Origin of the sequence: Rheinheimera sp. MM224 (assembly GCF_947090785.1) — a bacterium.
Taxonomy (GTDB): domain Bacteria; phylum Pseudomonadota; class Gammaproteobacteria; order Enterobacterales; family Alteromonadaceae; genus Pararheinheimera.
In genome coordinates this window covers 85,015-111,469 of record NZ_OX352320.1, presented here as the reverse complement: position 1 = coordinate 111,469, position 26,455 = coordinate 85,015, and the positions used below count along the sequence as shown (strand labels likewise).

At 46.0% G+C, this 26,455-nt stretch carries 26 protein-coding genes; 8 read left to right on the top strand and 18 right to left on the bottom strand.

Features of this window, described 5'->3' with window-relative positions; translation table 11 throughout:
• Positions 1-4: 4 nt before the first annotated feature.
• Together OM978_RS00525 and OM978_RS00520 are read right to left on the bottom strand one after the other, a co-directional pair.
• Positions 5-787 carry an amidohydrolase gene (locus OM978_RS00525; protein WP_264344598.1) on the bottom strand — a complete coding sequence of 261 codons (783 nt, stop codon included), beginning with the start codon at positions 785-787 and terminating at the stop codon, positions 5-7.
• Complete coding sequence (locus tag OM978_RS00520; RefSeq protein ID WP_264344596.1) at positions 763-1,920, bottom strand: methionine aminotransferase; 1,158 nt, start codon at positions 1,918-1,920, stop codon at positions 763-765. Before OM978_RS00520 ends, OM978_RS00525 begins: the two co-directional genes overlap by 25 nt.
• A gap of 106 nt (positions 1,921-2,026) precedes the next feature.
• Here OM978_RS00520 and OM978_RS00515 point away from each other — a divergent pair, with 106 nt between their 5' ends.
• The 5 genes from OM978_RS00515 (at position 2,027) to OM978_RS00495 (ending at position 5,641) form a co-directional block, all read left to right on the top strand.
• A complete protein-coding gene (locus OM978_RS00515) occupies positions 2,027-2,647 on the top strand; it encodes a class II aldolase/adducin family protein (RefSeq protein WP_264344593.1) in 621 nt (206 codons plus the stop codon).
• A 188-nt stretch (positions 2,648-2,835) separates the two neighbouring features.
• The gene (locus OM978_RS00510) at positions 2,836-3,720 is read left to right on the top strand and encodes a LysR family transcriptional regulator (RefSeq protein WP_264344591.1); all 885 of its coding nucleotides are present in this window, start codon (positions 2,836-2,838) and stop codon (positions 3,718-3,720) included.
• Between the two features lie 279 nt (positions 3,721-3,999).
• Positions 4,000-4,530, top strand: a complete 531-nt coding sequence (locus tag OM978_RS00505; RefSeq protein ID WP_264344589.1) for a hypothetical protein — start codon at positions 4,000-4,002, stop codon at positions 4,528-4,530.
• Positions 4,531-4,605: 75 nt separating this feature from the next.
• Positions 4,606-4,737: a hypothetical protein gene (locus OM978_RS00500; protein ID WP_264344587.1), complete on the top strand. Its 132-nt coding sequence runs from the start codon at positions 4,606-4,608 to the stop codon at positions 4,735-4,737.
• Between the two features lie 502 nt (positions 4,738-5,239).
• On the top strand, positions 5,240-5,641 hold the full coding sequence (locus tag OM978_RS00495; RefSeq protein ID WP_233009947.1) for a DUF3010 family protein: 402 nt from the start codon (positions 5,240-5,242) through the stop codon (positions 5,639-5,641).
• Between the two features lie 52 nt (positions 5,642-5,693).
• Here OM978_RS00495 and OM978_RS00490 read toward each other — a convergent pair whose 3' ends face one another.
• A complete protein-coding gene (locus OM978_RS00490; RefSeq protein ID WP_264344584.1) occupies positions 5,694-7,085 on the bottom strand; it encodes an alanine/glycine:cation symporter family protein in 1,392 nt (463 codons plus the stop codon).
• 212 nt (positions 7,086-7,297) lie between these two features.
• Here OM978_RS00490 and OM978_RS00485 point away from each other — a divergent pair, with 212 nt between their 5' ends.
• On the top strand, positions 7,298-8,437 hold the full coding sequence (locus tag OM978_RS00485) for an alkaline phosphatase family protein (RefSeq protein WP_264344582.1): 1,140 nt from the start codon (positions 7,298-7,300) through the stop codon (positions 8,435-8,437).
• Here OM978_RS00485 and OM978_RS00480 read toward each other — a convergent pair.
• Both OM978_RS00480 and folE read right to left on the bottom strand, forming a co-directional pair.
• Positions 8,373-8,777 carry a VOC family protein gene (locus tag OM978_RS00480; RefSeq protein WP_264344581.1) on the bottom strand — a complete coding sequence of 135 codons (405 nt, stop codon included), beginning with the start codon at positions 8,775-8,777 and terminating at the stop codon, positions 8,373-8,375. The two genes, OM978_RS00485 and OM978_RS00480, sit on opposite strands and share 65 nt — an antisense overlap.
• Positions 8,778-8,871: 94 nt before the next feature.
• Entirely contained in the window at positions 8,872-9,516 is a 645-nt protein-coding gene (gene folE / locus OM978_RS00475) for a GTP cyclohydrolase I FolE (protein WP_264344579.1), read from the bottom strand.
• A 553-nt stretch (positions 9,517-10,069) separates the two neighbouring features.
• Here folE and OM978_RS00470 point away from each other — a divergent pair.
• Entirely contained in the window at positions 10,070-11,185 is a 1,116-nt protein-coding gene (locus OM978_RS00470) for a RelA/SpoT domain-containing protein (protein WP_264344577.1), read from the top strand.
• A gap of 531 nt (positions 11,186-11,716) precedes the next feature.
• On the opposite strand, the gene OM978_RS00465 is transcribed toward OM978_RS00470, so the two are convergent.
• The 5 genes from OM978_RS00465 to rlmD form a co-directional block, all read right to left on the bottom strand.
• A complete protein-coding gene (locus tag OM978_RS00465; protein ID WP_233009953.1) occupies positions 11,717-12,622 on the bottom strand; it encodes a hypothetical protein in 906 nt (301 codons plus the stop codon).
• A gap of 52 nt (positions 12,623-12,674) precedes the next feature.
• Entirely contained in the window at positions 12,675-12,905 is a 231-nt protein-coding gene (locus OM978_RS00460) for a hypothetical protein (protein ID WP_233009954.1), read from the bottom strand.
• Positions 12,906-13,099: 194 nt separating this feature from the next.
• Positions 13,100-13,888, bottom strand: coding sequence for a nucleoside triphosphate pyrophosphohydrolase (gene mazG / locus OM978_RS00455; protein ID WP_264344574.1), 789 nt, complete (start codon positions 13,886-13,888; stop codon positions 13,100-13,102).
• A 66-nt stretch (positions 13,889-13,954) separates the two neighbouring features.
• Positions 13,955-16,147 carry a GTP diphosphokinase gene (gene relA / locus OM978_RS00450; protein ID WP_264344572.1) on the bottom strand — a complete coding sequence of 731 codons (2,193 nt, stop codon included), beginning with the start codon at positions 16,145-16,147 and terminating at the stop codon, positions 13,955-13,957.
• A 3-nt stretch (positions 16,148-16,150) separates the two neighbouring features.
• Positions 16,151-17,491, bottom strand: a complete 1,341-nt coding sequence (gene rlmD / locus OM978_RS00445; protein WP_264344570.1) for a 23S rRNA (uracil(1939)-C(5))-methyltransferase RlmD — start codon at positions 17,489-17,491, stop codon at positions 16,151-16,153.
• A gap of 86 nt (positions 17,492-17,577) precedes the next feature.
• Between rlmD and barA the strand changes: the two genes are divergently transcribed.
• On the top strand, positions 17,578-20,352 hold the full coding sequence (barA, locus tag OM978_RS00440; RefSeq protein WP_264344567.1) for a two-component sensor histidine kinase BarA: 2,775 nt from the start codon (positions 17,578-17,580) through the stop codon (positions 20,350-20,352).
• On the opposite strand, the gene OM978_RS00435 is transcribed toward barA, so the two are convergent.
• From OM978_RS00435 to recO, 8 genes are all read right to left on the bottom strand, one after another.
• Entirely contained in the window at positions 20,349-21,020 is a 672-nt protein-coding gene (locus OM978_RS00435) for a hypothetical protein (protein ID WP_264344565.1), read from the bottom strand. The genes barA and OM978_RS00435 overlap by 4 nt on opposite strands.
• Positions 21,021-21,092: 72 nt before the next feature.
• Positions 21,093-22,841: a GGDEF domain-containing protein gene (locus OM978_RS00430; RefSeq protein ID WP_264344563.1), complete on the bottom strand. Its 1,749-nt coding sequence runs from the start codon at positions 22,839-22,841 to the stop codon at positions 21,093-21,095.
• Between the two features lie 2 nt (positions 22,842-22,843).
• The gene (locus OM978_RS00425) at positions 22,844-23,119 is read right to left on the bottom strand and encodes a hypothetical protein (protein WP_264344562.1); all 276 of its coding nucleotides are present in this window, start codon (positions 23,117-23,119) and stop codon (positions 22,844-22,846) included.
• Between the two features lie 128 nt (positions 23,120-23,247).
• On the bottom strand, positions 23,248-23,784 hold the full coding sequence (locus OM978_RS00420) for a GNAT family N-acetyltransferase (protein WP_264344560.1): 537 nt from the start codon (positions 23,782-23,784) through the stop codon (positions 23,248-23,250).
• 1 nt (position 23,785) lies between these two features.
• On the bottom strand, positions 23,786-24,574 hold the full coding sequence (locus OM978_RS00415) for an SAM-dependent methyltransferase (protein ID WP_264344557.1): 789 nt from the start codon (positions 24,572-24,574) through the stop codon (positions 23,786-23,788).
• Positions 24,575-24,662: 88 nt separating this feature from the next.
• Positions 24,663-25,040 carry a holo-ACP synthase gene (acpS, locus tag OM978_RS00410; protein ID WP_264344555.1) on the bottom strand — a complete coding sequence of 126 codons (378 nt, stop codon included), beginning with the start codon at positions 25,038-25,040 and terminating at the stop codon, positions 24,663-24,665.
• Positions 25,040-25,771, bottom strand: a complete 732-nt coding sequence (pdxJ, locus tag OM978_RS00405) for a pyridoxine 5'-phosphate synthase (RefSeq protein ID WP_264344553.1) — start codon at positions 25,769-25,771, stop codon at positions 25,040-25,042. The genes acpS and pdxJ overlap by 1 nt, the downstream gene beginning before the upstream one ends.
• Positions 25,772-25,773: 2 nt before the next feature.
• Positions 25,774-26,454 carry a DNA repair protein RecO gene (gene recO / locus OM978_RS00400; RefSeq protein ID WP_264344551.1) on the bottom strand — a complete coding sequence of 227 codons (681 nt, stop codon included), beginning with the start codon at positions 26,452-26,454 and terminating at the stop codon, positions 25,774-25,776.
• Between the last annotated feature and the right edge of the window lies 1 nt (position 26,455).

Below are 26,455 nucleotides of genomic sequence, written 5' to 3'. Positions count from 1 at the left end.
CTCCTTAAAATGAAGGCGTTAACACAAAAGGATCCGCATCCAGATAAGCCGGAAACTTCTGTTTAAATTGTTGTAAAGCACTCAGGTTCAGCTCTGTCGATACCACACCAGCCTGCGAAACGGACAGTTCAGCCTGGATTTGGCCTAAATAATTCACCACCATACTGTCACCGCTGTAGTTCAGGCTGTTACCATCCGAACCAATACGGTTACAACCCAGCACATAAGCCTGGTTTTCAATAGCCCGGGCCTGCAATAAAGTGCGCCAGACCTGACGCCTTGGCTCAGGCCAGTTCGCGACATAAATCAGCACATCGTAATCCTGCTGATTGCGGGCAAAAACCGGAAAACGTAAGTCATAGCAGACCTGCAAACAAAATCGGAACCCGAGATAAGAGACAATCACCCGCTCAGATCCTGCCTGATAATGCTGCTGTTCGCCCCCCATCCGAAACAGGTGACGTTTATCGTAAAACCGCACCAAACCGTCCGGTGTCACAAACAATAATCTGTTAAAAATCTGACCTTCGGCAGAAATAGCCACTGAACCACAAAGTGCAGCATCTGCGAGCTTAGCCTGCTGCTGCATCCATTGTACTGTAAGCCCTTCCATAGTTTCAGCAATAGTCGTTGAATCCATGCTAAAACCCGTATTAAACATCTCTGGCAACACAAAAAGTTGTGCGCCTTTGTGCTGTTGGATTTGCTGTTCTAAATTCTGACGATTGGCAGTACTGTCCTGCCAGACCAATTCGGACTGAATTAACGCAACATGGATAACTGACATAAAATCTCCGTCGCCAAAGCTAAAGTCTGAGGCTCTTTGGCAAAACAAAAGCGAATTATACGCTGACTGGGCGGCTGACGGTAAAACACCGACAACGGAATAGCTGCCACTTTATGTTCGCGGGTCAGCCACTGACAAAACGCCACATCATCCAGATCACTGAATGCACTGTAGTCGGCCAGTTGAAAATAGCTGCCCCGACAAGGTAATAAAGACCAGGCCGAATCAGCTAAGCTATGCCTGAATTGGTCACGTTTTTGCTGATAAAAAGCCGCCAGCCCACTCACTTCACCTGGCTGTTCAAGCAGTAACTGAGCAATAGCATGCTGAGCCGGAGTAAAACTGGAGAAGGTAACGTATTGATGGATCTTGCGAAATTCTGTGGTGAGTTCAACAGGAGCAACTGCATAACCCAACTTCCAGCCTGTGACATGAAAAGTTTTACCAAAGGACGATACCACCACTGTGCGATCAGCCAATTCAGGGTATTGATTGGCACTTAATTGCGGTGTGCCATCAAAAACTAAATGCTCATACACTTCATCGCTGATGCAATACAAACGGTGCTTTAACACCAACGCCTGCAGCGACAACCAGTCCTGGTGGCTGAATACAGCTCCTGTTGGATTATGCGGACTGTTGACAATAATCAGCCGTGTTTTTTTGCTGATTTGTTTTTCCAACTGAGTCCAATCCACCTGATACAAAGGTGGCAACAAGGGTACATGCACGGTAAAACCGCCCGCCAACTCGACTGCAGGCTGATAACTGTCGTACGCAGGGTCAAAGACTATAACTTCATCACCAGGGCGCACCAAGGCCTGAATAGCGACAAACAAAGCTTCGGTGGCACCACTGGTGACTGTGATTTGCTGCTCCGGACAAACTTCTCTTTGGTAACAGCTTTTGACCAAAGCTGAAATTTGTTGCCGCAGCAACAGCACACCTGGCATGGGCGCATACTGATTTAATCCCTCGCGGGCTGATTCGGCCAATAATTCAATCAAACGTGGATTGGACGGGAAATCAGGAAAACCCTGAGATAAATTAATAGCCTGATGTTCTGCCGCTAACTGCGACATTTGGCTGAAAATAGTGGTGCCTAAGGCAGGTAACTTACTTTGTAACTTCATAATCTGATCTCACAACAGCACAAAAACAGTAGAAAACTGGCTGGCCTGACAATAGAACGGATGCTATCATCCAGACAGTTTCATGTGTAGACGTCTAAACATCAAGATGAATCAATCTATCCAAACCAATCTAAATCCTTATGCAATCCAGCTTTGTACTTTAAGTCGTTGGGCAGCTCAGCGCCAATGGTTGCCTTTTAGCAGCGGACTGTTCTCAATACGCACTTCTGAGCATAGCGCGCTTTTTACAGCGGCAGATAAAGATAAAAACGAGTTAAGTCCTGCGGATTTGATTTCGTACCACTGGACCAGCCAAAATCAGCCAGATACAGCCACAGCTATCCATCAGTTTTTGTATCAGCAGAGCCAGCAGCATAAAGTGATACTGCAAACACATGGTCTGCAAGCTACTGTTTTCTCTTGTTTAATCAAAGCAGACCAACACCTCTTTGTTGGTTATGAATTACAAAATCTGGTTGCGGCCTCTGCAGAGCAACGCAGTTGTTGCCCCTTGGCGATTTTGGATCCACAAAACACAGAGCTTACTTTGCAGGAATTACACCAACGCTTTGCTCGTGAAACTTTACCCCATGCATTTTTAATACGGGGCCATGGTTTATACGTCTGGGGCGACAGTATCGACAGTGCAAAACGGCATCTGGATACCTGGCATTTTTTAATTGCCTGTGAGCTGGAACGCATTAAAGCAAGTTGTCATTTTAATTAACAATTTAGGCGTTATACTCAGTCCGCTTGCTTTAAGTTGGCGTCATTGCCCCATAGTGGGGCAGCACTGACCGTACTCGGTTCAATGCGCCTGGTAGACAATAAAAAAAACCTTTAGAATCAAAGCCGTGAACACATGGTTCTATTTTTGCTTAAGTTATGGGTCTTTGGTAACAATTGTGAATTATTATGGCCATACATAGCTCGATGCGCGGCCTACGCTGTTTTTGTGTCGCCGCCGACTGTTTAAGTTTTAAAGAAACCGCTCGTCAGTTGTATCTGACCCCTTCGGCTGTCAGTCACCAAATTAAACAGCTGGAATCAGAGCTTGGACTGGACCTGTTTTTGCGTCAAACCCGATCTGTAGAACTGACAGCGCAAGGCAAAGCCTTTTATCAGGCTTTGTTGCCGCTGATGCGTGAACTGGAACAAACCTTACGTACCTTTAGCCTGCAGAAAAACCCGACCGAAATCAGTATCTCGATGCCGGAGTTTTTTGCCAGTGAGTTATTTGTGCCGAAACTGGTTGGCTGGTCAGAACAACATCCTGATATCAATCTGAAAGTTGAAACCATTAAATCGAGGCAGGATCCGGCGAAACACACCGATCTGCAGATTTTATTAGCCAGCGCCAAACCTACAGACAAAATAGCTCATGAGTTGTTTCCTATTAGCTACGTGCCAGCCTGCAACCCGGCTTTGTATCAGCAATTGGATGGGTTAGGTTTTGAAGCGCTAACCAAAGTACCTTGTCTGGTGCATCAGGCCAGACCCTGGTCCTGGCATCAATGGGCGGAGCAACTTGAACTGGAAGTCTTTACGCCGAAACAAGTGATCCAGCTCGACAGCATGTTCAGCGTCGCCCGCGCAGCTCAACAAGGTTTAGGCATAGCACTGGTGCCTTGGCCTATCAGCCATTCCTGGTTTGCCAGCGGCAGCTTAAAACGCCTGTTCAGTGAAGAACTGGAAAGCCGCGATAAATATTATCTGGTGCAACACGAGACGGACCCAAATAAACCGCAAATCCAACTGCTGGTGAATTGGATATTACAAAGCTTTCAGCGCGCATTTTAACGGCCTGTTTCTTTAAGCCCTGCCTTGTTTTTTTATAGCCGTTGTTACCTACAGGGATGTAGGTAAAAGCGAACTTCAGACTGAACATCTCCGCTGCACTCATACCACTTATCAATTCAAAGTGACATTTTCTAGCGCACCATAGATGAATTTTCCTCAACTATCAGGTGGATTTATATCCTTTGTCAGTTCTTCAGGAACTTTCTAAAGTAAGCACAGTGCAGTGACTAACCTGCACTTTGAAATGAAATTACTGAATTGAGTACTGGAGAGTAAATTATGAAAGCGACATCCCTTAGCTTTGGCAAAAAAGTAGCAGTGATGCTGTTGGCCTCAAGTTCTTTTGTCGCCAGCGCAGCCACCAGCGGTTTCAAGATGGTATTAATCGAAGACACCCCTGGCGTGAGCAAAATTAAAGCAGGTCTGTATCAGGATGGTGTTGCAGAAGCAACAGCAGCAACAGACAAGCACGCAGACGCCTTCAGTAAACACATGAGTTTATGCGTGGCATACACTCACATGGCGCAGTTTAAACAGGCAGAACAAGCATGCAGTTCAGCCATTTATGCCGCCCGTCGCGCCGAAGGTTCAGATACAAGCTACAAACGCGAAATGCGTTCTTTTGCTCACACTAACCGTGGTGTAGCCCGTTTGATGGGGCAAGATCCTGTTGCAGCTTTAGCTGATTTTCAACAGGCCACTACGCTGGAGCAAAGTGAAATTAACCAGCACAACCTGGCGCTTTTAAATGAAAAAATGAAAGCTGTCAGCCCTGTGTACACAGCATCAACCTTAAACGTGGCAGATTAAATAAGTACTGTCATCTAAAGGAACTAGACTGGGCGCCTTACTAGCGTTGGCGCCCGGATTTAGGAGGATACAGATATGTCATTCCATATACCGCAAGATCACGACCTGCACCATCATTGGTTGAACTGGTTGTTACAACACTGGTCTTTTTACCGGCAGATTTCGGTAAGCCAGTGGGATATTGATGACGAAGATTTTCAGCAGTAATAAGATCTTGTTGTAGTGATGCCTGGCTTCCCCGGCCAAAGCATGCAACTAAGATCTGACCTCACTGTGAGCAGACAAGCCACCTCCCCCCTGTCAGGTTTGTCTGCTTTTTTCTTTTCCCCTTTTTCCCCGTCGTACTTGCAGCCGCAGCGTTGTTGCCTGCGTGCCTTCGCCCCTGTCACATAGGACAACTATGCTCCTGGGGTCTCACGCCCTTGTCGCCTAGCTGCAACAGCAATTACTTAGGGGCTCTATGTCCGAACTTGCAGCCACACGGGCGGGGATAAACCAACGCCCCTACAGTTGACTGCGTGCTTTCGCCCAAACACCAATGTGAACGCTAGACGGGCGGGGCAAGCCCACGCCCCTACATTTGGATGCATGTGTTCTCCCCCAGAATAAACATCAATCAGGTTGGCTATAGTTTTTCCTTGTTAAGCTGTCATAATATCCCCAACTTGAGTTAGTCAGAGAAATCCTTATGCGCGTTTGTGGTGTTGAAATGAAAGGCAGTGAAGCCATTTTATGTTTATTGGCTATAGATAGCGGCCTGTTTGATATTCCGGATTGCCGCACTGTCCGCTTGCCGTTACTGAAAGATCAGGACAGCGAGCAGATGAAGAAATTTCAGTTTGTTTTTGCCAAGCTGGCAGAAGATTACAAAATAGACACTTTTGTGATCCGTGAACGCCCACAAAAAGGCAAGTTTGCCGGTGGTGCTGTTGGTTTTAAAATGGAAGCTGCTTTGCAGTTATTACCTGATGTCAAAACCGAAATTCTGACCAGCTCTTTTATTAAAGAGCAGCTGGCGCGTCACCCTGTGCCTATCGTATTTAAAGAAACAGGCTTAAAAGGTTTTCAGGAAACTGCTTTTATTACGGCTTATGCATACTTGGCTAAGTAATACCCGGTTTGAAAGGACAAAGGCAGCAATTTCTTGCTGCCTTTTTTGTTGTTTAGCCCTTATGCTTTAAAAGGTAGGCTTTTAAATCCTGCTTCACTTCAGGCAATAACAAATACAAAGCCAGAATATTTGGCACTGCCATTAAAAAGATCATTGAGTCGATAAAATCAAATACCGCCAGCATATTAGGCACGGCCCCTATAGCGACGACCGAACAAAACAACACTTTAAAACTACGTTGGGTAAAATTGCTGTGGCCGAACAAGTAAGTCCAGGACTTTAAGCCATAAAAAGACCAGCTCACGACAGTGGAATAGCCAAACAGCAATAACGCCACCATCAGCACCAGCGGGAACCAATCAAAGACGGAACCAAAAGCCGCTGAAGTCATTTGTACACCATCTAAACCAGGCTGCAGATATACACCGCTCACCACTATCACTAAAGCAGAAATCGTACAAATGACGACAGTGTCGATAAAAGGCTCCAGCAAACCAACAAAACCTTCAGACACAGGATCTTTAGTGCGGGCCGCCGAATGCGCTATAGGCGATGAGCCTATACCGGCCTCGTTAGAATAGGCTGCACGGCGGAAGCCCTGAATAATCACACCTATCACACCACCATAAGCAGCTTCAGGCGCAAAAGCGCTGCGCAATATGGTCCAAACCGCATCAGGAATAGCCTCTAAATTCATACCCAGAAATACAAAAGCAGCCGACAAATAAATAGCACACATTAAAGGCACTAATTTACTGGTGACACGGGCTATGCTTTGAATACCACCTACTATCACCAGACCCACTAAAAACGAATACACCAGACCAAAAACCCAGGCATTATCAAAACCTGTCACCAGCTTTACTTGCGAAAACCCCTGATTTACATGGACAAAACCAGCAGAGCCAAACACACAGGCAATAGCAAAAAAGGCCGCTAAAAAACTACCCAGTCGTGGCAAACCATATTTATCTAAAGCGGCTTTGATGTAATACATTGGGCCACCCGAAGTTGTGCCATCGGCGTTATACACCCGGTATTTCACCGCCAGCGTACACTCAACAAACTTGGTGGTCATGCCCAAAAAGCCTGCCACTATCATCCAGAAGGTCGCACCTGGCCCACCCAAAGCAATGGCTACAGCCACACCGGCAATATTGCCTGTGCCTACAGTGCCAGATAAAGCCGCCGACAAAGCCTGAAACTGAGTGATGTCACCTTTATCTGTTTTATCGGCGTAATCTCCACGCACCACTCGTATCGCATGGCGAAAACCACGGATATTGATAAAACCCAGATAACAGGTAAAGACAACGGCACCCAGCACCAGCCACAGCACTGTGACAGGCAAAGCAGCGCCGTTAATCGGAATGGCATAAAACACTACAGAGGCAATGGCGGAACTTAGCCACTCAAAGGCCTGCTGAAAACTAAAATCGGACATACACGCGCACCTTGGGATCTGGATTTATTACCGCCTGATATACATCCAGACGGCTATTTTTAGTAATAGCTATCTTCAGCGCAGAACAGGAGCAACGCAAGCTTTTTTAGCCTGAATACTATTGATGTCACCGAATTGCCATCAGTTTTAAGCTTTGTTGTCATCTTCAACTGGCAGGATCTGCCCCAATCCACTGCTGTTGGGGTAAAACGATGAAGTTAAACTGGCTTGTGTTGCTTGTATTGCTATTACCACTGAGCCTGAAGGCTGAACCTAAAGTTGTATTGGTCAGCATAGACGGAGTACGTTGGCAGGAAGTTTTTGCCGGAGCAGATCCAACCCTTTATCAGCAATCACAGTGGGTGAAAACACCGGAACTGATCCGGGCCTTTAAACCAGGCCAGCCAGAGCTTTTAATGCCCTTTTTGCATAAAACAGTAAAGCAGCAAGGCATTACGGTCGGCGACCGTAGCCAGGGTTCAGCTATTAATGTCAGCAACCCTTATCAGATTTCATACCCAGGTTATCAGGAATTACTGGCCGGCTTTTCCGACCCGTCAATTCGCAGCAATAACAAAGTCGCCAATCCTAATGTCACAGTGCTGGAATGGTTAAACCAACAGCCCCGGATGCAGCATAAAGTGGCAGCTTTTGGCTCCTGGGATTTGTTTCCATATATCTTAAATACCAAGCGTTCAGGCCTGACGGTCAATGCCGGTTTTATGCAGGAACAAGGAAAACTGAGCGAAAAACAAAAGTATTTGAACCAGTTGCAGACCAAAACACCCAGCCCTTTTGCGTCAGTACGACTGGATGTGTTTACTCAGGAGTTTGCGCTGGAGCATATGCGCCTGCATAAACCTAAATTGCTGTATATAGCCCTGGGTGAAGCCGACGATTTTGCTCACTTAGGCCAATATGACCAGTATCTGGCGGCTATTCATCGCAGTGATCAGTTTATTGCTGACTTATGGCAGGAATTACAAAACGACCCTTATTACCGTGACCAAACCACTTTACTGATCAGCACTGACCATGGCCGCGGCGAAGCGGCACAATGGCGCTCTCATGGTAAAAGTGCAGCTGTGCCTGGTTATAAAGGACCGGTACCACAAATTGCCGGCTCAGAACAAATCTGGTTGGCGGCTATGGGGCCAGAGATTCCGGCGGCAGGTTTAATTCGCACCAATGGAAGCTGGCAACAAGGCCAGATGGCCGCAACATTAGCTGCAGCTCTGGGTTTTGATTATCAGGCGGTACAACTCAAAGCCGCACCAGCTTTTGATTTTAACGCCTCAGCTCAGCTGGCAGTATCTCGTAAAGTTCCAGTGGCAGATCATCAGGGTCTTTAAAAAAGGTGTAAGCCCGTTCTGTGTAAGGGTCGATCCGCACCGGCTCCACTGCAATACCATTGGCTTCCAAATGTGCAACCACTTGTGCTACATCCAGCACCTGAAAAGCCAGATGGCGTAAGCCCTGAGCTTCAGGTGTACTTGGCCGAGGCGGTGGATTTGGAAAAGAAAACAACTCCAGTTGACTACCATCAGGCAACTGCAGGTCCAGTTTGTAAGACAAACGCTCAGCTCTGTAATGTTCAGCCAGAACTTTTAAGCCCAGAATTTCAGTATAGAAATGTTTTGAGCGCTGATAATCACTGCAAATCAGCGCCACATGGTGAATACCGGCTAACATAGCAACAACCCTTGGCAACTATTAATACGCCTAGTGTGCCAGTTGCAGCTAAAATCAGCCAGTTTATCCCCCAGGTAATTCAGGGATGAATGGTTTAAAAATTCGATAAAAACTCAGAGCGTGTGGCAGCATCAGTTTTAAAAGCACCGCCCAGCGCCATGGTCTTAGTGCTGGAACTGGTATCCATCACACCACGCGACTTCACACAATAATGCACAGCATTAATGCTGACAGCCACGTCTTTTACACCCAACAATGCCTGCAATGAAACCTGAATTTGTTGAGTTAAACGCTCCTGCACCTGTGGGCGCTGCGCAAAAAACTTCACAATCCGGTTCAGTTTCGACAAACCAATAATCTTTTTGCCTGGTATATAAGCCACAGTAGCAGTGCCATCTATAGTGACAAAATGATGCTCGCAAGTGCTGGTAAAACTAATGTTTTGCACCTTGACCATTTCTTCAGCACGCATTTTATTGTCAATCATCGAAATCTTTGGAAAAGTGCTGTAATCCAAACCAGAAAACACTTCATCCACATACATTTTGGCAATACGGGTGGGAGTTTCCGCCAGACTATCGTCTGTTAAATCCAACCCAAGGGTTTGCACCACTTGCGTCATTAATTCAGTTAAACGCTGTTTTTTCTGATCATTGGACAAGCCATTGTCCAACATAGGAGTTTCCAACCCAGCAGCCTCAAGAGCGCTGCGTACCACTAAAGCAGATTCAGTTAACATAAAAGCTCTCGCCGCTTGTTATCAATAGTCCATGTTATACGCAGACCACAGAGAATTGGTTTAGTTTGGTGAATAGGTTGTTAAAGCGGGCTGATGTGCGATTGCGGTAATAGCCTGAAAAGAATTGACCCACTGAGCTTCGACTCAAAAGACGCGGCCAACAGCAACGCAGACACGCCGTGAATACATCCATGTAGCTGGACAGGGTCTGCTAACGCTGTTGCCCGGCCGTTTTGTGAGATCATCTGTATCGTCACTATGTGCCAAAAGCGGACAATTGCGTTGTTGTAAAAGTCTGATCATCACTTCTTTTATAATCGCGAACTACTGGATAAATTCCCAAGTGCCCAGCTTGTGTCAATTCAAGAACAACTAGCGTACAGCCTACATAAATTTGCCCGCGTCAAATTTACTTGTTTCGGAAAAAACTGTTGAAATAGAGGTACATCAGGATTAGTTTGGTATCAGTTAAATTCAGGAGAGAAGGCGTAAAAATGTCCGATTTGCGGGCAGAAACCCCTTCTATTAAAGTTTATGTTTTGAAGGATGAATCTTGGCAAATCAAGTATATGAAAACCAAAAGGTTTTATTGAGGTACTCAAAAAAATCGATAGATAAAGCTGCTAGAAGTATTCGACACGGTTGCGAAAACACCGAGCGTGAGGAAGCTATTGATATAATACAGAATTTTCGTGAAGTACATTTGTACCCTTTAATGCTAATCAAAAATCACCTAGCGAGAACAGCAAAAAAAATAAACAGAAGTACCGTTATCGCTCGTAGATTAAAACGATTGCCTACGATTATTAACAAGTTAGAGCGACCAACCCTTGATGGTAATCAAAGTAATGCAATAAAGCTTACACGAATGCAGGATATAGGTGGTTGCAGAGCAATTGTAAGGAATTTAGAAGAATTACAGTCTCTACAAGACAAGTTAGAGAAAAGTAAGTCTGTACATAAAATAATCAATAAATCCAACTACTTAATACCTAAAGATAGTGGTTATGGCGGTGTCCATCTTATTTATAGTTGTTTTGATGAGGATGAAACTGGAAATAATTGGAAAAAGACAAAAATTGAAGTTCAACTTAGAACTAAACTACAGCATGCTTGGGCGACTACTCTTGAAATTATTGATACATTGGAAAAAATTGAATTAAAAACTAGTCTTACTGGACATGACAAGTGGAGGCGATTTTTTAGAGTTGCAGGAATATTAGTAGCTCATGATGAACGTGCCGCAACAGTTGAAGAAAGTGAATTAAATAATTTAGAAAAAGAGCTCAAAATATTAGTAGATGAATTAGGTGTCATGAACAAATTAACTCGGTTTACATTTGGAATAAAAGCAGCAACTGCTTCAGCTGTAAACTTTTCGTCAAGTAAAACGATAGGCATGTGCTTGGTTACTCTAACGAGAAAAGACTTGGATAACCCAATTGTTTATAATGGGGACAAAATGCAAATAAAAGTACAAGCTCAGCAGTTTAAAACAACGGACTCTAAACTTGCACTTGCGGCTTTGAATGATAGTGAAAAGGACCCATCAATTGTACTATCAGTTCTTCTGGCTACATCTGATGCTAGGAGCTTAAAAAAAGCTTATCCAAATTATTTTGGTGATACTATGGACTTTAGAAATTTCATAAAAAAGCACATAGATTAGAGTAATTAAAAAATAAAAAGTCGTTCAAAAGGAAAAAACAGTCGGCTTTTGCTCCTTCGTCGCTAATTTTAGCCAACAGTTTTTTGCTTCTTAACGAAGCGTTATTTCCGCTTTTCGCTCTTTGCGGCCCTCCAGAAAATAGGCATTTCTAACTACTGGCACCAATTCCCCATTGGGGCGCGAGCCGGACAAAATTGGGTGGCCAAGGTTTTAAGGCTGGGAGTGTCTGAGTGAGGAGCGGTAGCGACGAGCGAGTTACCCAGCCGCCTTGGACGCACGATTTTGGGCCGGTCTTTCGCTGCGACCTGGGGTCGCCTTTTATGAATTGCATCCCTGCAATTCACCCTGCGGGCCAGCCTTCGGCTGTTAGAAAGTGCTTCCTGCACTTTCTAACTTTGGATAGCTTTCTTTTGGCGAAGCAAAAGAAAGTATCTCGCCAGCGGCGAAAGCTTTTAACCTAACCGAACCCAACCAAAAACAAAGCCGCTAAAAAAAGCGGCCTTGTCCAAATCACTTAGCGATGCACCTGAATTACAAAGTAAAACGTCCCACCATATCTTCCACTACTTGCTTCATCAGCTTATCGTGCACAGAACGGCGGCGGTCTGCTGCTTTGGCACCTATAGACACCGCATCACTGGTGCCTTGTACCAATTGGTCGTTGTACGCGGCATAGTCTTGCGGCACATAAGGCTGGCAATAGCCGTCGATACAATACACATAAGTATTGGCAACTATTTGATCGGCATCTTCCTGCGATTGCACATTGTTCCACTCGTAAAACCAGATGGCACGGCCGTTTTCGACCAAAGTTACACTGGCATTAATGCTGGCACTTAATACTTCAATGCCGGCGATCATGGCTTGTTCGTTTTGTTTGGCGTACGTATCAAGTAAATTGGCCATATAACTGTCGACCGCTGTTGGAACTTTGCTGCCACTATTTGTGATGTAAAAACGTCTGTCCCAGCGCGCGTCCTGGCCAGCCTGAGTGACACCACGTTCTAGCGAGTTAATCTGAAACATGGCGTCGGCTTTGAGTTTTTTTGCTGCATCCAGATGAGAAGTCGATACTGTCATTTCGTTTTGCAGTACTTTCCAACTGATCACACCAAAACCTGCTTTGGCTAACGAGCTTTCAATTTGCGCCATTTCGACACCACAAGTGGTTTGCATCACATTGGTTTCAGCGCGGGCTGTACCAGTGCGCTGCGACTGTGATTCGCTGACGCAAAAATCCGGAGCCTTAACAGCGATAGTGGCAAGACGTGGGAAGTTAGCCTCAAAACCCTGCCCCTTAGTAATAGTGGCCGGTATCCTATCGTTCGCCGCACTCATTTTAAAGTTCGACTCCACCTGATAATAGTCATAAGAGCTACAACCGGTCATCAATACTGCCAGGCCTGCAAGGCAGATAAGTTTCAACAGATTATTCATACTTCTATTCCTTTTTCTTTTTTTTGCGTGGAAGATCAGTGCGTATAGAGCATCAGTAAATTTGCCAGTACAGATCCGGTGGCGTAGAGACTTCAACCTGACGGCCAACAACTCTACCCTCTTTATTAAAGGCTTCCAGATTACTGCAGGTTACGGCCAGCGGGATCACCAGACTGCGACCTGTTTTCAGCTCACGCGCCAGCACTCTGTCGTTGCTGTCGTCATTGGCGTCACAGGAACGTTCGACAATACGGTCTATGGTTTCGCCAGTGGAATTGACCACTGTCAGTTCGGGGGCTTTAATAGCTGGGCTATAAGTCTCCGCGCAGGCGTTTAAAAAAAACAGGCAGAGACCGGAGAAAAAAATGGGATATATCTTAGTCATTGATCTGGCTTTAGTATTTTAATTATTCCAGACCAGAGTATTAGACAAATTAAAAAGCAGTCAAGTATTGATCGTTTTTTCACGGTGAATTTTTAGCTTTTGCCTTGTTTTTCCATTCTTTTTACCTCTAACCACAACAGTTCCATTTCATCCAAATGACTCTGTGCCGGGCTAGAGCCTTGCTCGACCAGCGCCTGCTCTACTTGCCGAAAACGTCGCTCAAACTTTTGATTGGCCTGGCGCATGACTTTTTCCGGATCAAAACCTTGTTTACGCACTACATTGACCAGCGCAAACATTAAATCGCCTAACTCTTCTTCCAGTTCAGCCGCACCTGTTGGTAATTCTGCCACTTCCTGAATTTCTTCCTGCACTTTATCCCAGGCACCTTCTACATCAGGCCAGTCGAAGCCTACCTGCGCACAACGTTTTTGCAGTTTGTAGGCACGGCTTAATGCCGGCATCGCCAGCGGGATATTATCCAGCACAGAGGTTTTGCCAGAAGCTGTGCGTTCTGTGGTTTTTATCGCTTCCCAGTTTTGCAGTACGGCTTTGCTGCTATCTAAATTCATATCAGCAAACACATGAGGGTGGCGGCGAATGAGCTTGTCGTTAATGGCGGCAGCGCAATCGTCAAATTCAAAACGGCCTTCTTCTTTGGCAATCTGAGCGTAAAACACCACCTGAAATAACAAGTCGCCCAGCTCGTCTTTTAGCTCGGCATAGTCTTCGCGGGCTATCGCATCCGCCACTTCATAAGCTTCTTCCAGCGTATAAGGCACTATGGTCTGGTAGGTTTGTTCTTTATCCCAAGGGCAGCCGTTTTGTGGGTCCCGAAGTCTGGCCATAATGGCCAATAGTTGCTGAAGTGGTTGTGACACAATAGATCCTGCAGAAGAAGCAACCGGAGCATGGGCTCCAGCGCTATAAGTTGTTAAGTTCGCAAATCAGTGAAAACGTTTCGCTTCGATTACATCGTCAATCTGGCTGACTTTGGTCAGCAGTTTGTTCAGTGAATCCAGGTTATACAGCTCCATCGTCATAATAATGGTAGCGGTTTGCTGCGAGATATCCGAGTTACTGCTCATCCGCAGCACGTTGGCTTTTTCATTGGCCAGAATGCTGGTGATATCCCGTAATAAGCCATTACGGTCGTGCGCCACAATACGAATAGTGACTTCATAACCTGAAGCATATTTATCGCCCCATGTTGCCTCCACTACCCGTTCACGATGTGCTTCCTGCAAGGTTTTAAACTGATCGCAGTCGTCACGGTGCACAGCTATACCGCGGCCCTGAGTGATATAACCTACTATCGCATCACCTGGCAGCGGCTGACAGCAACCGGCCATATGAGTCAACAAGTTACCTACGCCCTGCACCACCACATGGCTTTTCGGCTGGGCCGACATAGGTTTGCTGATCAGGCGCGGGTCAATTTCAGGCTGCTGAATTTTGCCCGACTGACTTTGTATGTAATGCACCACTTGGGTGACTTTAATTTCGCCACCGCCAATACCGGCCAGTATCTCTTCCATACTGTTCACGTTAAAACGCGCCAGCACTTTTGGCACACTGTCGATAGTCAGGTTCAAGCGGCTTAATTCGGTATCCAGCAGCTCTTTACCTGCCGCTATGTTTTTATCTCTGTCCTGCAGGCGGAACCAGTACTGCACTTTGGAGCGGGCACGGCTGGATTTTAAATAACCTGAGTTGGGGTTTAACCAGTCGCGGCTCGGGTTTGGCTCGCGGCCTGTTAAAATTTCAATTTGATCGCCAGTTTTCAGCTGATAGGTAAAAGGCACGATACGGCCAGAAATCTTGGCGCCTATGCAGCGGTGACCCACATTGGAGTGCACATAATAAGCAAAATCCAGCGGTGTGGAGCCAACAGGTAAATCGACGATATCGCCTTTAGGCGTAAAGACATAAACCCTGTCTTCGGTGACCTGATTTTTTAACTCTTCGGCTAAATCTGAGCCATCGACCAGCTCTTCCTGCCATGCCAGCAGTTTACGTAACCAGCTGATTTTCTCATCCAATTGGCCTTCGCGAGCGGCATGGCCTGCACCTTCTTTATAACGCCAGTGCGCAGCAACACCTAGTTCGGCATCGTCATGCATCTGATGAGTACGAATTTGAATTTCGACAGGGCGACCCGCAGGGCCAAGCACCACTGTATGAATAGACTGATAGCCATTTTGTTTTGGCGTGGCTATGTAGTCGTCGAATTCTTTCGGCAAATGACGCCAGGAGGTATGCACTATACCCAAAGCGGCGTAGCAATCCTGTACCTTGGTGGTGACAATACGCACGGCACGAATGTCGTACAGCTGATCAAAAGCCAGCTGCTTTTTCTGCATCTTTTTCCAGATACTGAAAATATGTTTAGGCCTGCCGTACACTTCAACCGAAATAGTGGCGTCCTGCATTTTCTGCCGCACTGAGGCGACAAAATCCTGCATATATTGTTCGCGGTCTAAGCGTTTTTCTTCCAGCAAACTGGCAATTTGTTTGTAGGTTTGAGGGTGCAGGTAACGGAACGCTAAGTCTTCCAGCTCCCATTTGATTTGACCTATTCCTAAGCGATTGGCCAGCGGGCCAAAAATTGCATTGGTTTCTTTGGCCGCTAGTACGCGGGTTTCTTCATCGGCGTTTTTAACTGAGCGCAGGTAACAAATTTGTGCGGCCAGTTTTAACACCACAGCGCGCACATCTTCCACCATAGCCAATAACATACGGCGCAGGTTGTCGGCTTGTTGTGGGTTACTGCTTTGGTTTGGCCCAACCGGAATAGAACGAATAGCTTCCATCTGGCGTACGGCATTTAACATGGTCAGCACAGCAGAACAAAACTGTGTTTCCACCTGTTCCAGGTCCAGCAACTTTGCTTCAACTAACGGAAACAACAACGCAGCAGTTAAGGCATCTTTGTCCATACGCAAATCAGCCAGAATTTCGACCATTTCCCAGCCCGTTTGTACTTCGGGTTCCTGATCGGTCAAATTCTGTTGATGTAACCAGAGCTCAGCATCCAACAGCGCATGGATTTTTGCTTCAGGTAAACCTAAGGCACTTAACCAGCTCTGAGTGCCGCCTGGGTGGTATTCGGCGCTATGTGATTGCCTTACCGTCACCATTCGTTACTTTCTCCTGTGAAACAAAGCCATCAACTCCAGATGGCTGGTTTGTGGAAACATGTCCATCACACTGATTTTATCCAGCTGATAACCACAATCCAGTAAAACTTTCGCATCCCGGGCAAAAGTGAGCGGATTACAGGACACGTACAATATCTGTGCCGGACTTAACCGCGCTATTTGCTCTACAGCTCCAACTGCACCAGCACGGGCTGGATCGAGCAGTACTTTTTGGTACTTCGGCTTATTCCAGTCGGCTTTTGGCCATGGCAGATGCAAGTCAGCCTGACTAAAACTCAGGTTCGTCAGGCCATTCAGCTCTGCATTGGCTTCTGCACGTTGCACCATAGTGGTGACACCTTCCAGGCCATGCACCCATTTGACGCGTTGCGCTAAAGCCAGACTGAAGTTACCTATACCAGAATAGAGTTCTAACACCTGATCGCCTGGTTGCAGACTGAGCCAATCCAGTGCCTGCTGCACCATTTGCTGATTAATACCCTGATTTACCTGAATAAAATCAGCAGCAGAAAACTTCAGTTTTAAACCCAAAGCAGGTAACTGGTAACAAGGTTCTGCTGTTCCGACTTGCCAATGCTGATAAAGTTCAGGCTCTGCTTCGCCTATCCATATGGCTTCTGGCCAAGCCTGGATCAAAGCTTGTTGATCAGAGTCCGGCAAAGGGCGGATATGCCGCACTATTAAATACACCTGACCGTCAGCATCCAACGCTTCAACATGAGTAATAGCAGAGCCTTGTTGCAGTTTTGGCAGTTGTTGTTGCAATACACTGAATACTGAACTTAAAGCCGGACTAAGCACCATACAGTGTTCAATGGAGGTAATGACTTTGTCGTTGGCTTTGCGAAAACCCACTGTAAATTGCTGCGTTTTTTTATCAAACCAAACGCCAATACGGGCTTTACGTCTATAACCCTGGCCTTCGCTTTTCAGCGGTGTCTGCCAGGGTAAGCTGGTTAAGCCGGTTTGATGGCGGATTAGTTGATCCACGCCTTGCTGCTTGAGCTCCAACTGGTGTTCTGCTGACAGATACTGCAGCTGACAACCGCCGCAATCGCCAAAATGCTTACAGAGCGGAGCCTGACGCAACGGCGAGGCTTGCAGCACTTTCACCACTTTGCCTTTGGCCGATTTATCTTTTTGTTCGGTCAATTGCACTTTCACCCGCTCACCGGGCAAAGCACCACTGACGAATACAATACGCTTTTGCTCAAAGCCTATGCCCTGAGCTTCGTGATCCAGACGTTCAATCTGTACTTCGATTTGCTTTAACTGTTGAGGTTTATCTCTGGCGCCTTTGGCAGCCTGATAAATTTTGACCATCTGGACTTAGTACCTGTGGTGGGCTTTTAGTAAGCCTTGTGTCATTATAAATTCGCTCCGGACTATTCTATCAAGCAGCGCTACAGATGACGAAAATTGGTTTAAGAGATTGGGTCTTATTGACCACCCTGGTGCCGACCTTGTTGGTCAGTTTATGCCTTGGGGGTTATTTTAGCTATGCCCGCTATCATGATTTGGCCCAGTATCTGGAAGAACAGGCCGAAAACATTGCCGTCCCTTTAGCTATAGCCAGCGAACATGCGTTATTACATAACAGCCGGCAAGACGTCAAACGTTTGCTGGATGTCAGTCACAGAAAAAATTCAGCTTTGGTCAAAAGTATCGCTATTTTTAATGCCGATCACGAGCTCTTTGTGACCACCAACTATCACAAAGACTTTGCCATGCTGAAGTACGCGCCCGACAGCGCTATTCCACAGCAAAGTACCATCACAGACCTTGGCAACTGGCTTGTGATCCGCACCCCTATTTTACCGGAACAAGCCGATTTCAGCACAGACCCGGCCGATCAGCCTTTGGGTTATATCTCAGTACAAGTGGCCAAAGATAAAGTGATGCTGGCACAGCAAACCTCGTTGCTCAGCAGCCTGATGATTATTCTATTGGGGCTTGCCGCCTGTGTGTATTTCAGTTTGCGCCTGATTAAGAAGGTCAGCAGTCCTTTGCAGCAAATGGGAGATGTGATTGGACAGCTACGTGAAGGCCAGTATCAAAGTCAATTGCAACAACCTTTTCTCGGTGAACTGGAACAGCTACGCACTGGTATTAATGCGCTGGCAACAGCACTAAAAACCCATGACGAAGAAATGCAGCAAAGCATTGAACAGGCGACCAGCGACTTACAACAAAGTATGGAACAGCTGGAAATGCAAAATATTGAGCTGGACCTGTCCCGTAAAAAGGCGATGGAAGATAACCGCAGTAAATCTGACTTCCTTGCCAAAATGAGTCATGAATTACGCACACCGCTCAACGCCGTTATTGGTTTTGCCCGGCAATTACTGAAAACCAACCTGACCCATAACCAGCAGGATTATTTAGCTACTATTCAGAAATCAGCGAATAGCTTATTAAGCCTGGTCAACGACGTGTTGGATTACGCCAAACTGGAAGAAGGCCGGATGCCGATTAACCCCGAGCCTTTTTCATTACGCGACTTGCTCAATGATTCGGTGGAGCTATTAGCCTCTAATGCCTTTGATAAACAGCTGGAATTGGTGTTACTGGTTGAGAATAGCTGTCCTGACGATTTAATAGCAGACCCAATGCGGATTAATCAAATTCTGACCAACATTGCCGGTAATGCGATTAAATTCACCGAACAAGGCAGTGTAGTGATACGTGTTAGTTGCCGCCCTATGCCGGACGAGCAATGGCAACTGCGTTTTTCAGTGCAAGATACAGGTATTGGTATTACAGAAGATCAGCAAAAAAGCTTGTTTGGTGGTTTTGCCCAGGCCGACAACAGCATTGGCCGGCGTTATGGCGGCACAGGTTTAGGTTTAGTCATTTCACAGCGTCTGGTCACTGCTATGGGTGGCAAAATTGGCTTTGATAGTAAAGCAGGTGAAGGCTCAACCTTCTGGTTTACGCTGATGTGCAAACGCCACCATTTATCCATAGCTGAACCTTTGCCGCTGGCGGAGCTGAAGCAAAAAACTATTTTGTATTTTGAACCTCAGCAGTATTCCCGCGAAGCCATGCTAGCCCAGTTGGACCAGTGGGGACTGAATATCATCAGTTGCAGCAATATGAGCCAGCTGAGCCAAACTCTGGCGTTGCAGCCACAAATTGATATGGCGTTAATTGGCCGCTCTATTTCACTGAATCAGGTCAATCAGGTGATTGAATTACTGCAGCAGTTGCAACTGCACAGCGAGCAGTTGTATTTACTGGTCAACACCCTGTCACCGAATTTACGTGAAGTGCTGCAGGCCTCAGGTGCCAAAGCTGTGTTATCTAAACCAGCACATTACCGCAAACTGGCAATGACTCTGGCACAGCCTTATTTAGATTTCCCTGAGCAAAATCCGCTGCAGGATAAACCTAAAGCCCGCTTGCGGGTGTTGTCGGTGGATGATAACGAAGCGAATTTAAAACTGATTAATACCCTGCTGTCTGAAATGGTGGAACAGGTCGATTCAGCCCGTAATGGCGCCGAAGCATGGCAAAAAGCCAACCAACAGCATTACGATCTGATTTTTATGGATATTAATATGCCGGTGATGGACGGTATTCAGGCTTGCCAGCGTATTCAGCAAAGTTCGCTAAACGAAGCGACTCCCATTATTGCGGTGACAGCTCACGCATTGGATGGTGAAAGGGACAGGCTGTTAGCTTTAGGCTTTTGTGAGTTTTTAACTAAACCTCTGGATGAAAAACTGCTGCACTACACCTTGCGGGAATGTTGCCCGGATTTTCAACAAGCATTAGCGGCCTCAACCAGCGAAAACCAATTGCCGCAAAGCAAACAGCTGGACTGGACTCTGGCATTGCAAAGAGCCGGCGGTAAACTGGATTTAGCCAAAGAAATGTTATGGATGCTGGTACAGTCATTGCCTGATAGCTTGATGCTTATTCAGCAGGCGATGCAACAACAGGATGCTGAACAACTGCTACAGCATATCCATAAATTGCACGGCGCCAGCTGCTATACAGGTCTGCCAGTATTAAAACAACTGACAGAGTTGATTGAAACTGAGCTGAAAAAAGGTAAACAAACCGAACAACTGGAGCCTGAATTATTTGAACTGCAGGACAGGATCCAATCCTTATTACAGGATGCCAAAAACTGGCCACCGCTGGTTACAGAGCCCGCACCAACTAAAGTTTCAGGTTAATCACTGCCATAGGTACGACGCTTCTGCAAAATAGCGTTGATTTGTTCTACTGTGCTATCGGTTTCACAGGGTGTGCTGGTCATCAGCCAGGTAGCGCCCTTGCGTGATTCTGTTGGCGGAACCTTCCAGCAGCCATGAACACCTTTGACCAGTTCAGAGCCATCTGCATAAGTTTTTACTTGTTTAAGCATTGCAGGAGCAAGCTCACTATCTGCTGGCGTGCCTGACCTCAAGACGACTTCACGTTGTCGCTGCCGATCCGCTATAGGTTCAGAGGCTACAGCAGACGCTGCAGCTAGTGCACGTTGCGCCAGGGATAGAGAACCCGAAGCCCTGGATGGTTTTGTTTCAACCATCCCAACCGCTGAATTGATCTTCGCCTCTGAGGTTGTTCCGGCAGCGCTACTAACAGCAGCAGTAGCTTCAGAAGCTCTGGCTTTTTTAGAGGGTCGTTTTTTAGCTGGAAGTTTAGACTCAGGCGGTTTGCTTGCAGTGACTGGCTGCGGCTTAGCAATAACAGCAGGCACTGACTTCACACGGATTGGCGTGTAACTATAACTTTGAATCACAGCTGATGCTGAGGGTTTCTCCGCCGGAGGAATAATGATCAAAGACAGAGCCCACAGCAATAACAGATGAACTACAACAGAAAATATCCATATCTTCAAAGCAAAACTCCGATGTCAGACTGCCGTTTCTGACATCGGAGTAACTCAAAAATTCAATAGTGCAAACTCAGATTAGCCTTGAAAGAAGTGTACTTTGTTCCGCCCTAGTTGTTTGGCCTGGTACATGGCTGTATCTGCATCTTCAATTAGTTTAGTTAAATGGTAACCGGAAATTTCTGCTGAAGTGACACCAAAACTGGCACTTAATTTAAATTCGTAACCCGAAGCTGCAGTATCAATATTGCTGATGGCATCCCGGCAAATGTCCGCCAGTAAATGCGCCTTGTCACTCTGGCAGCCCGGCAATAAGATCGCAAACTCTTCACCACCAATACGGCCAAACACATCGTTATTACGCATAAAGTTACGACAGGTATCCACAGTTTGGCGTAAAGCCCAGTCGCCTGCCGCATGGCCATACTGATCATTAATTTGTTTAAAATGGTCCAGATCAAACACGATAAGGGCGGCAGGTAATTGACCTTTTTCACATAAAGCCAAAGCTCCTTTGGCTGAGGTCGAAAAGTGATACCTGTTGCTGATGGCGGTTAAATCATCATATTCAGCCAAAGCTTTAAAACGCTGACGGGCGACAAAACTGCGATAGGCCATCACTGCAAGACCGAATACCAACACAGCCAAAGCAATAATCAACAGCTTGTTAAAAGCAGCCTGATGTTTAAGTGAAGTCTGCTCGTACTGCAGTAACTGATTGTCTTTATCCAGCAAGGCAATTTTTTGGTTTTGTGCCAGAATTTCCGAATGTGCTGTATGGTACGCCATCTGCTGCGCCGACTTATCATCCATATAAGCGGTAAAAGCTGCCATGTATTGTTCGTGATAATCCAGCGCTTGCTGGTAGTTTTTTTCTTGTTTGGCGGCGCGATACAAAACCTTAAAGGAGTGAACTATTGGAAAGTAGTTTTTAAAAGACTCTGCCTCAGCGACAACCATATTTGCATATCGTTTCGCCTCATCTAAATCACCCAACATTAAAAGGTTTTCAGCTAGCACATAATTGAATTCTGTTATTAAGCGCAAATATTTAGTATCTGCAGCCCTAGTATATTCTTTTAGTAAAAGAAGCTTACTTTGCTCGTAAAACCCTTCTTCAAATAATAATTTCGCCTTAGTAACTATAATAAGTTGTCTCCAAAGCGGCTCATTATGTTCTTCACAGTATTGAACACCAGAGTCAACATCACGCTTAAACAACTCTATCTGATTACTCGAAAACCAAGCTTCAAGGCGCAACTGATAGGCCGCACAGACAGAATTTTCACTTGGGTTTTCCGCTATCAGTTGGTCCAGATAGGAAACAGATAAGTCATAACGCTCGATCATGGTATACATCATCGCTATAACTCTTAAACCTTGCTCTCTGGCTATAGGCTGGTTAACCTGGGGCAGTTGATTGATTAGCGTCTCAAAATATAAGAATGCGTCCAGATACCGTCTGACAATGATAAGACTATTGATTGACAAGGCTTTCGCACGAAAAGAGATTGCCATATCCGGGTTAGAAGTTAATGGCTGTAATATCAATAGGGCCTTATCAATATCGCCAAGATAACTTAACTTATATGCCTTTAGCAGTTGAAGGTAATCAGTTTCAAAGGGTGATAATTTCGTATTGGTGTTTGCTAAAACATCAACCCCTTTGCTGAACTCATCAAATTTGGAGCTTTTAATCTTATCAAGGTAAGTTAACTGCTCTACTGATGCCTGAAGATAAACAGGAAAGATTAAAGTACATAGAAATATAGGCAGCCAAAATACCTGCCGCCTGTATCGTAATTTATATCCAAAAATTGATAGCAAAACTAACCGACCTTCAAGACTGAGCCAGCCTCTTTTTCAGGCTGATCTCCAGGTTCATCCTGCGGTTCTTCATCTGGTTGGTCTGCTGGATGAATACCACAAACAACATTAGTTCTTGCTCCCAATAATTGTTCTAGCCCGGCTTGGTCTCCTGCAATCACCGCATCAATTAACGCAGGGTCAGTGTTCGCCATTAAACATGCTAATTGCTCAGCGTTGGCATAACGAAACTCAGCATTTTGGCCCATTTTTTCTAACAGACTGATAATTTTTGACATAACGACTCCAATACTGCAAACAAAGCACCGCTTAAAGCCTGATGCCAGAACTACCCACGCAAATCCACTTTAAAACGATAAAATTAAAAGCACAAGCGTACATAATAAGTTCTGTATTTAAGTTTTTATCAGAATGGCACTAATGCATCATTATGTTTCACCCAATAGGTTCTGCTGCAGTTTAAATCAGGTTGAAAACCAGTTTTTACTACCAACTGCACTGCAGCTTTATTTTCGGGGTCTAAATCACCTTTGATCACTGCAGTGTAAAACTGTTGTTGCACCCGCTGAATTAATGCTGCCAAGGCTTCCGCTGCATAACCCTGGCCGTGCCAGGGCCGCAATAACATAATACCGACCTCAACCTGTGCTGTTTCACTGTTCCATTGATTGATAGCGCACAAGCCTGCACACCGGCCTTGCTCAACAATGGTCAGAAATAACCGTTTAAAGGGTGTTTTTGCATTAAGTCGTAAAGCGATCTGAAAGCTGTTTTTAGCCTTTTCTGCTTGCAGAGTTTCTCCAACAAACACCATAGTCTCAGTATTGGTATATAAATCCAAATACAGCTGCAGGTCCTGTTGTGTTAAAGGCCGGATCAACAAACGTGATGTGGTGATCACAAAATTTTCGGCTTTTGCTGCAAGTTGCCAATCCGTATTCATTTTAATCTTCCTGAGTCACCAGAGCCTTTAACTTATCTAAAATCAGCTGATTGGCTTTAGCGACAGTGGCTGGAGGTATAACTAAAGTGGTTTTTAAATCCATCTGCGCTTTAGGTAAATCAGACAAAGCAATGCGTTCAATACGAGGTTGCTGGATAGGTAAAGTCACGGCTTCGTATAAAATGACCTGATGATCCAGCGGGTACCATTGACTTAACAGTTCGACTAGAACTTCACGATACGCACTGCCTGTGCTGAATTTCGCCAGCGACTTATCGCCAGCGACCCCTGGTTGCCATAAAATTAAGTAAGCCGCAGTATCTATAGTGCGTTGGTAAAACATCAAAGCACTGGCTTCATAATGCTGGCAACCATAAGTGCCGGGGTCTAAGCCTAAATCGGCATATAAACAGTCTTCGGCGGAAATGCCTGGCTCCATATGAGCCTGATAACCTTCAGATATAGCTTCTTTAATAGCCTGATGTGGTACCCAGGCAAACACACCGGGATGGCCATAAAAAGCACCACAGACTTTTTTACCCAAGCGCACTTCGGCAAGCAGTGCCGCCACCATTTGTTTATAGGTGATCATCCGGGACTGGCCTTCAGAATAATAAGGCTGCAGACTACGCACATCGGCATTCATTCCCTGGATCCACAGCTCAGTAGTACCATCAGCCACTAATACAAAAACCACATCGGCTTGTTCTATATAACTGCGGGATAAAGGACTGATATGAGAACCTAAAGTCATACCAGTGCCGACACAAACCAAACTACCTTTTTGCATTTACTTCACCTACAGCTGGAGTTGAAGTATTTATACCCTAATAGGATGTGTCATGGGTAGGGGCGCGGGTTTACCCCGCCCGCAAAGGTTAGGATTCGAGAATGACTGTGGCACAGGCATACGCCTGCTCGTCGCTGATGGAGAGCCAGACTGAACGCACTTGCATTGAATCAGCTAATGCTTTAGCCGGACCTGTGAGCTCAAGTTGAGGGCGACCTGAAGGGTCGTTGCTGACAATAAAATGTTGAAACGAAATACCACGGCCTATGCCTGTGCCAAGGGCTTTAGCTGCAGCTTCTTTAGCGGCAAAACGTTTGGCAAAATATCGGGCTGGCTGACCATGAGCAGCTAAAATTTGCTGCTCAGATTCAGTCAGTACCCGTTGTACTAAACGGGGTGAGCGCGTCAGGCTTTGCTCTATACGCGCTATTTCAATAATGTCGGTGCCTAAACCAACAATGGCCATTAACGGCGCGCCTCGACCATCAGGCGTTTCATTTCAGCTACTGCAGGGCCTAAACCCGAGAAAATGGCGCGGGCCACAATAGCATGACCAATATTCAGCTCGTACATCTGAGAAATAGCGGCTATAGGCTGCACGTTATGGTAATGCAGGCCATGACCGGCATTGACGGTTAAGCCCAATGAAGCCGCATAAGCAGCAGCTTCAGTGATACGCTCAAGCTCTGCCTTTTGCTTTTTCGGATCGGTCGCTTCCGCATACTGGCCGGTGTGAATTTCAATAAAAGGCGCACCAGCTTTGGCTGCCGCTGCTATTTGTTTTTCATCGGCGTCGATAAACAAGGACACTAAAATATTGTCTTGCTGCAAACGTACTACAGCATCCTGAATTTTATCGAACTGGCCTGCCACTTCCAAACCACCTTCTGTGGTCAGTTCCTGACGTTTTTCCGGCACTAAACAACAGAATTCAGGTTTAAGCTGAGCGGCAATACCTAACATTTCTTCAGTCACAGCCATTTCGAAATTTAAACGGGTGGCTATGGTTTGACGCAATACAAATAAATCACGGTCCTGAATATGACGGCGGTCTTCTCGTAAATGCACAGTAATGCCATCAGCGCCAAATTGCTCAGCCAATAATGCAGCATGCACAGGTTCAGGGTAATAAGTGCCACGGGCCTGACGTAAAGTGGCGACGTGATCGATATTGATACCTAAATAAATGGCGCTCATAGCTAGTTCCTGATCGGTTGAAATAATGCTCTGCTGGTTAAAGGTTTGCTGCCAAGCAAAGGGGCTAATAATAAACGGCTTAATTGCTTGGCGGCTCTTAATACATCATCCTGCTGCCATTGCTGCTGGCCTATGGCTTTAAGAATTTCGCCTTTCCAGCCTTTGCCTGCGATTTGCCAGCCTTGCTCCGGCCACCACTGATATAAGGCGCCATCCTGCATAGCCTCACCTTCTGAATCGTAGTCCCAGTCCACCGGCTGGCCTAATTCAGTAAGCAGGGAAAATTCAAATTGCCGTAAACAAGGCTCAAGATCTTCAGTGAGCAGTTGCTGTAAACTTCGCTGATACAACTCAAATAACGCATCCGAGCCAACGTTTTCCGGCCATAAACGACAAATCAGCTCGTTTAAATACATGGCGCCAAACAGCTTTTCACCTTGCAACAAAAAGGCGGGGCCTGCTTCTTCAGCTTTACTGACAGTTTTTAATTCAGAACGGCCCAACAGTTCCAGCTGCAATAACTGGAAAGGTTGCAATGACAATCGTTGTTGTTTTTTACTGCTGGATTTACGGATCACAGCACTGACCCGACCCAGTTCAGGCACCAGCAGCTGCAATAACAACTGCTGTTCCTTAAAAGCGCGGCTGTGCAGAATAAAAGCTGGCCAGCTGCGATTGTCCATT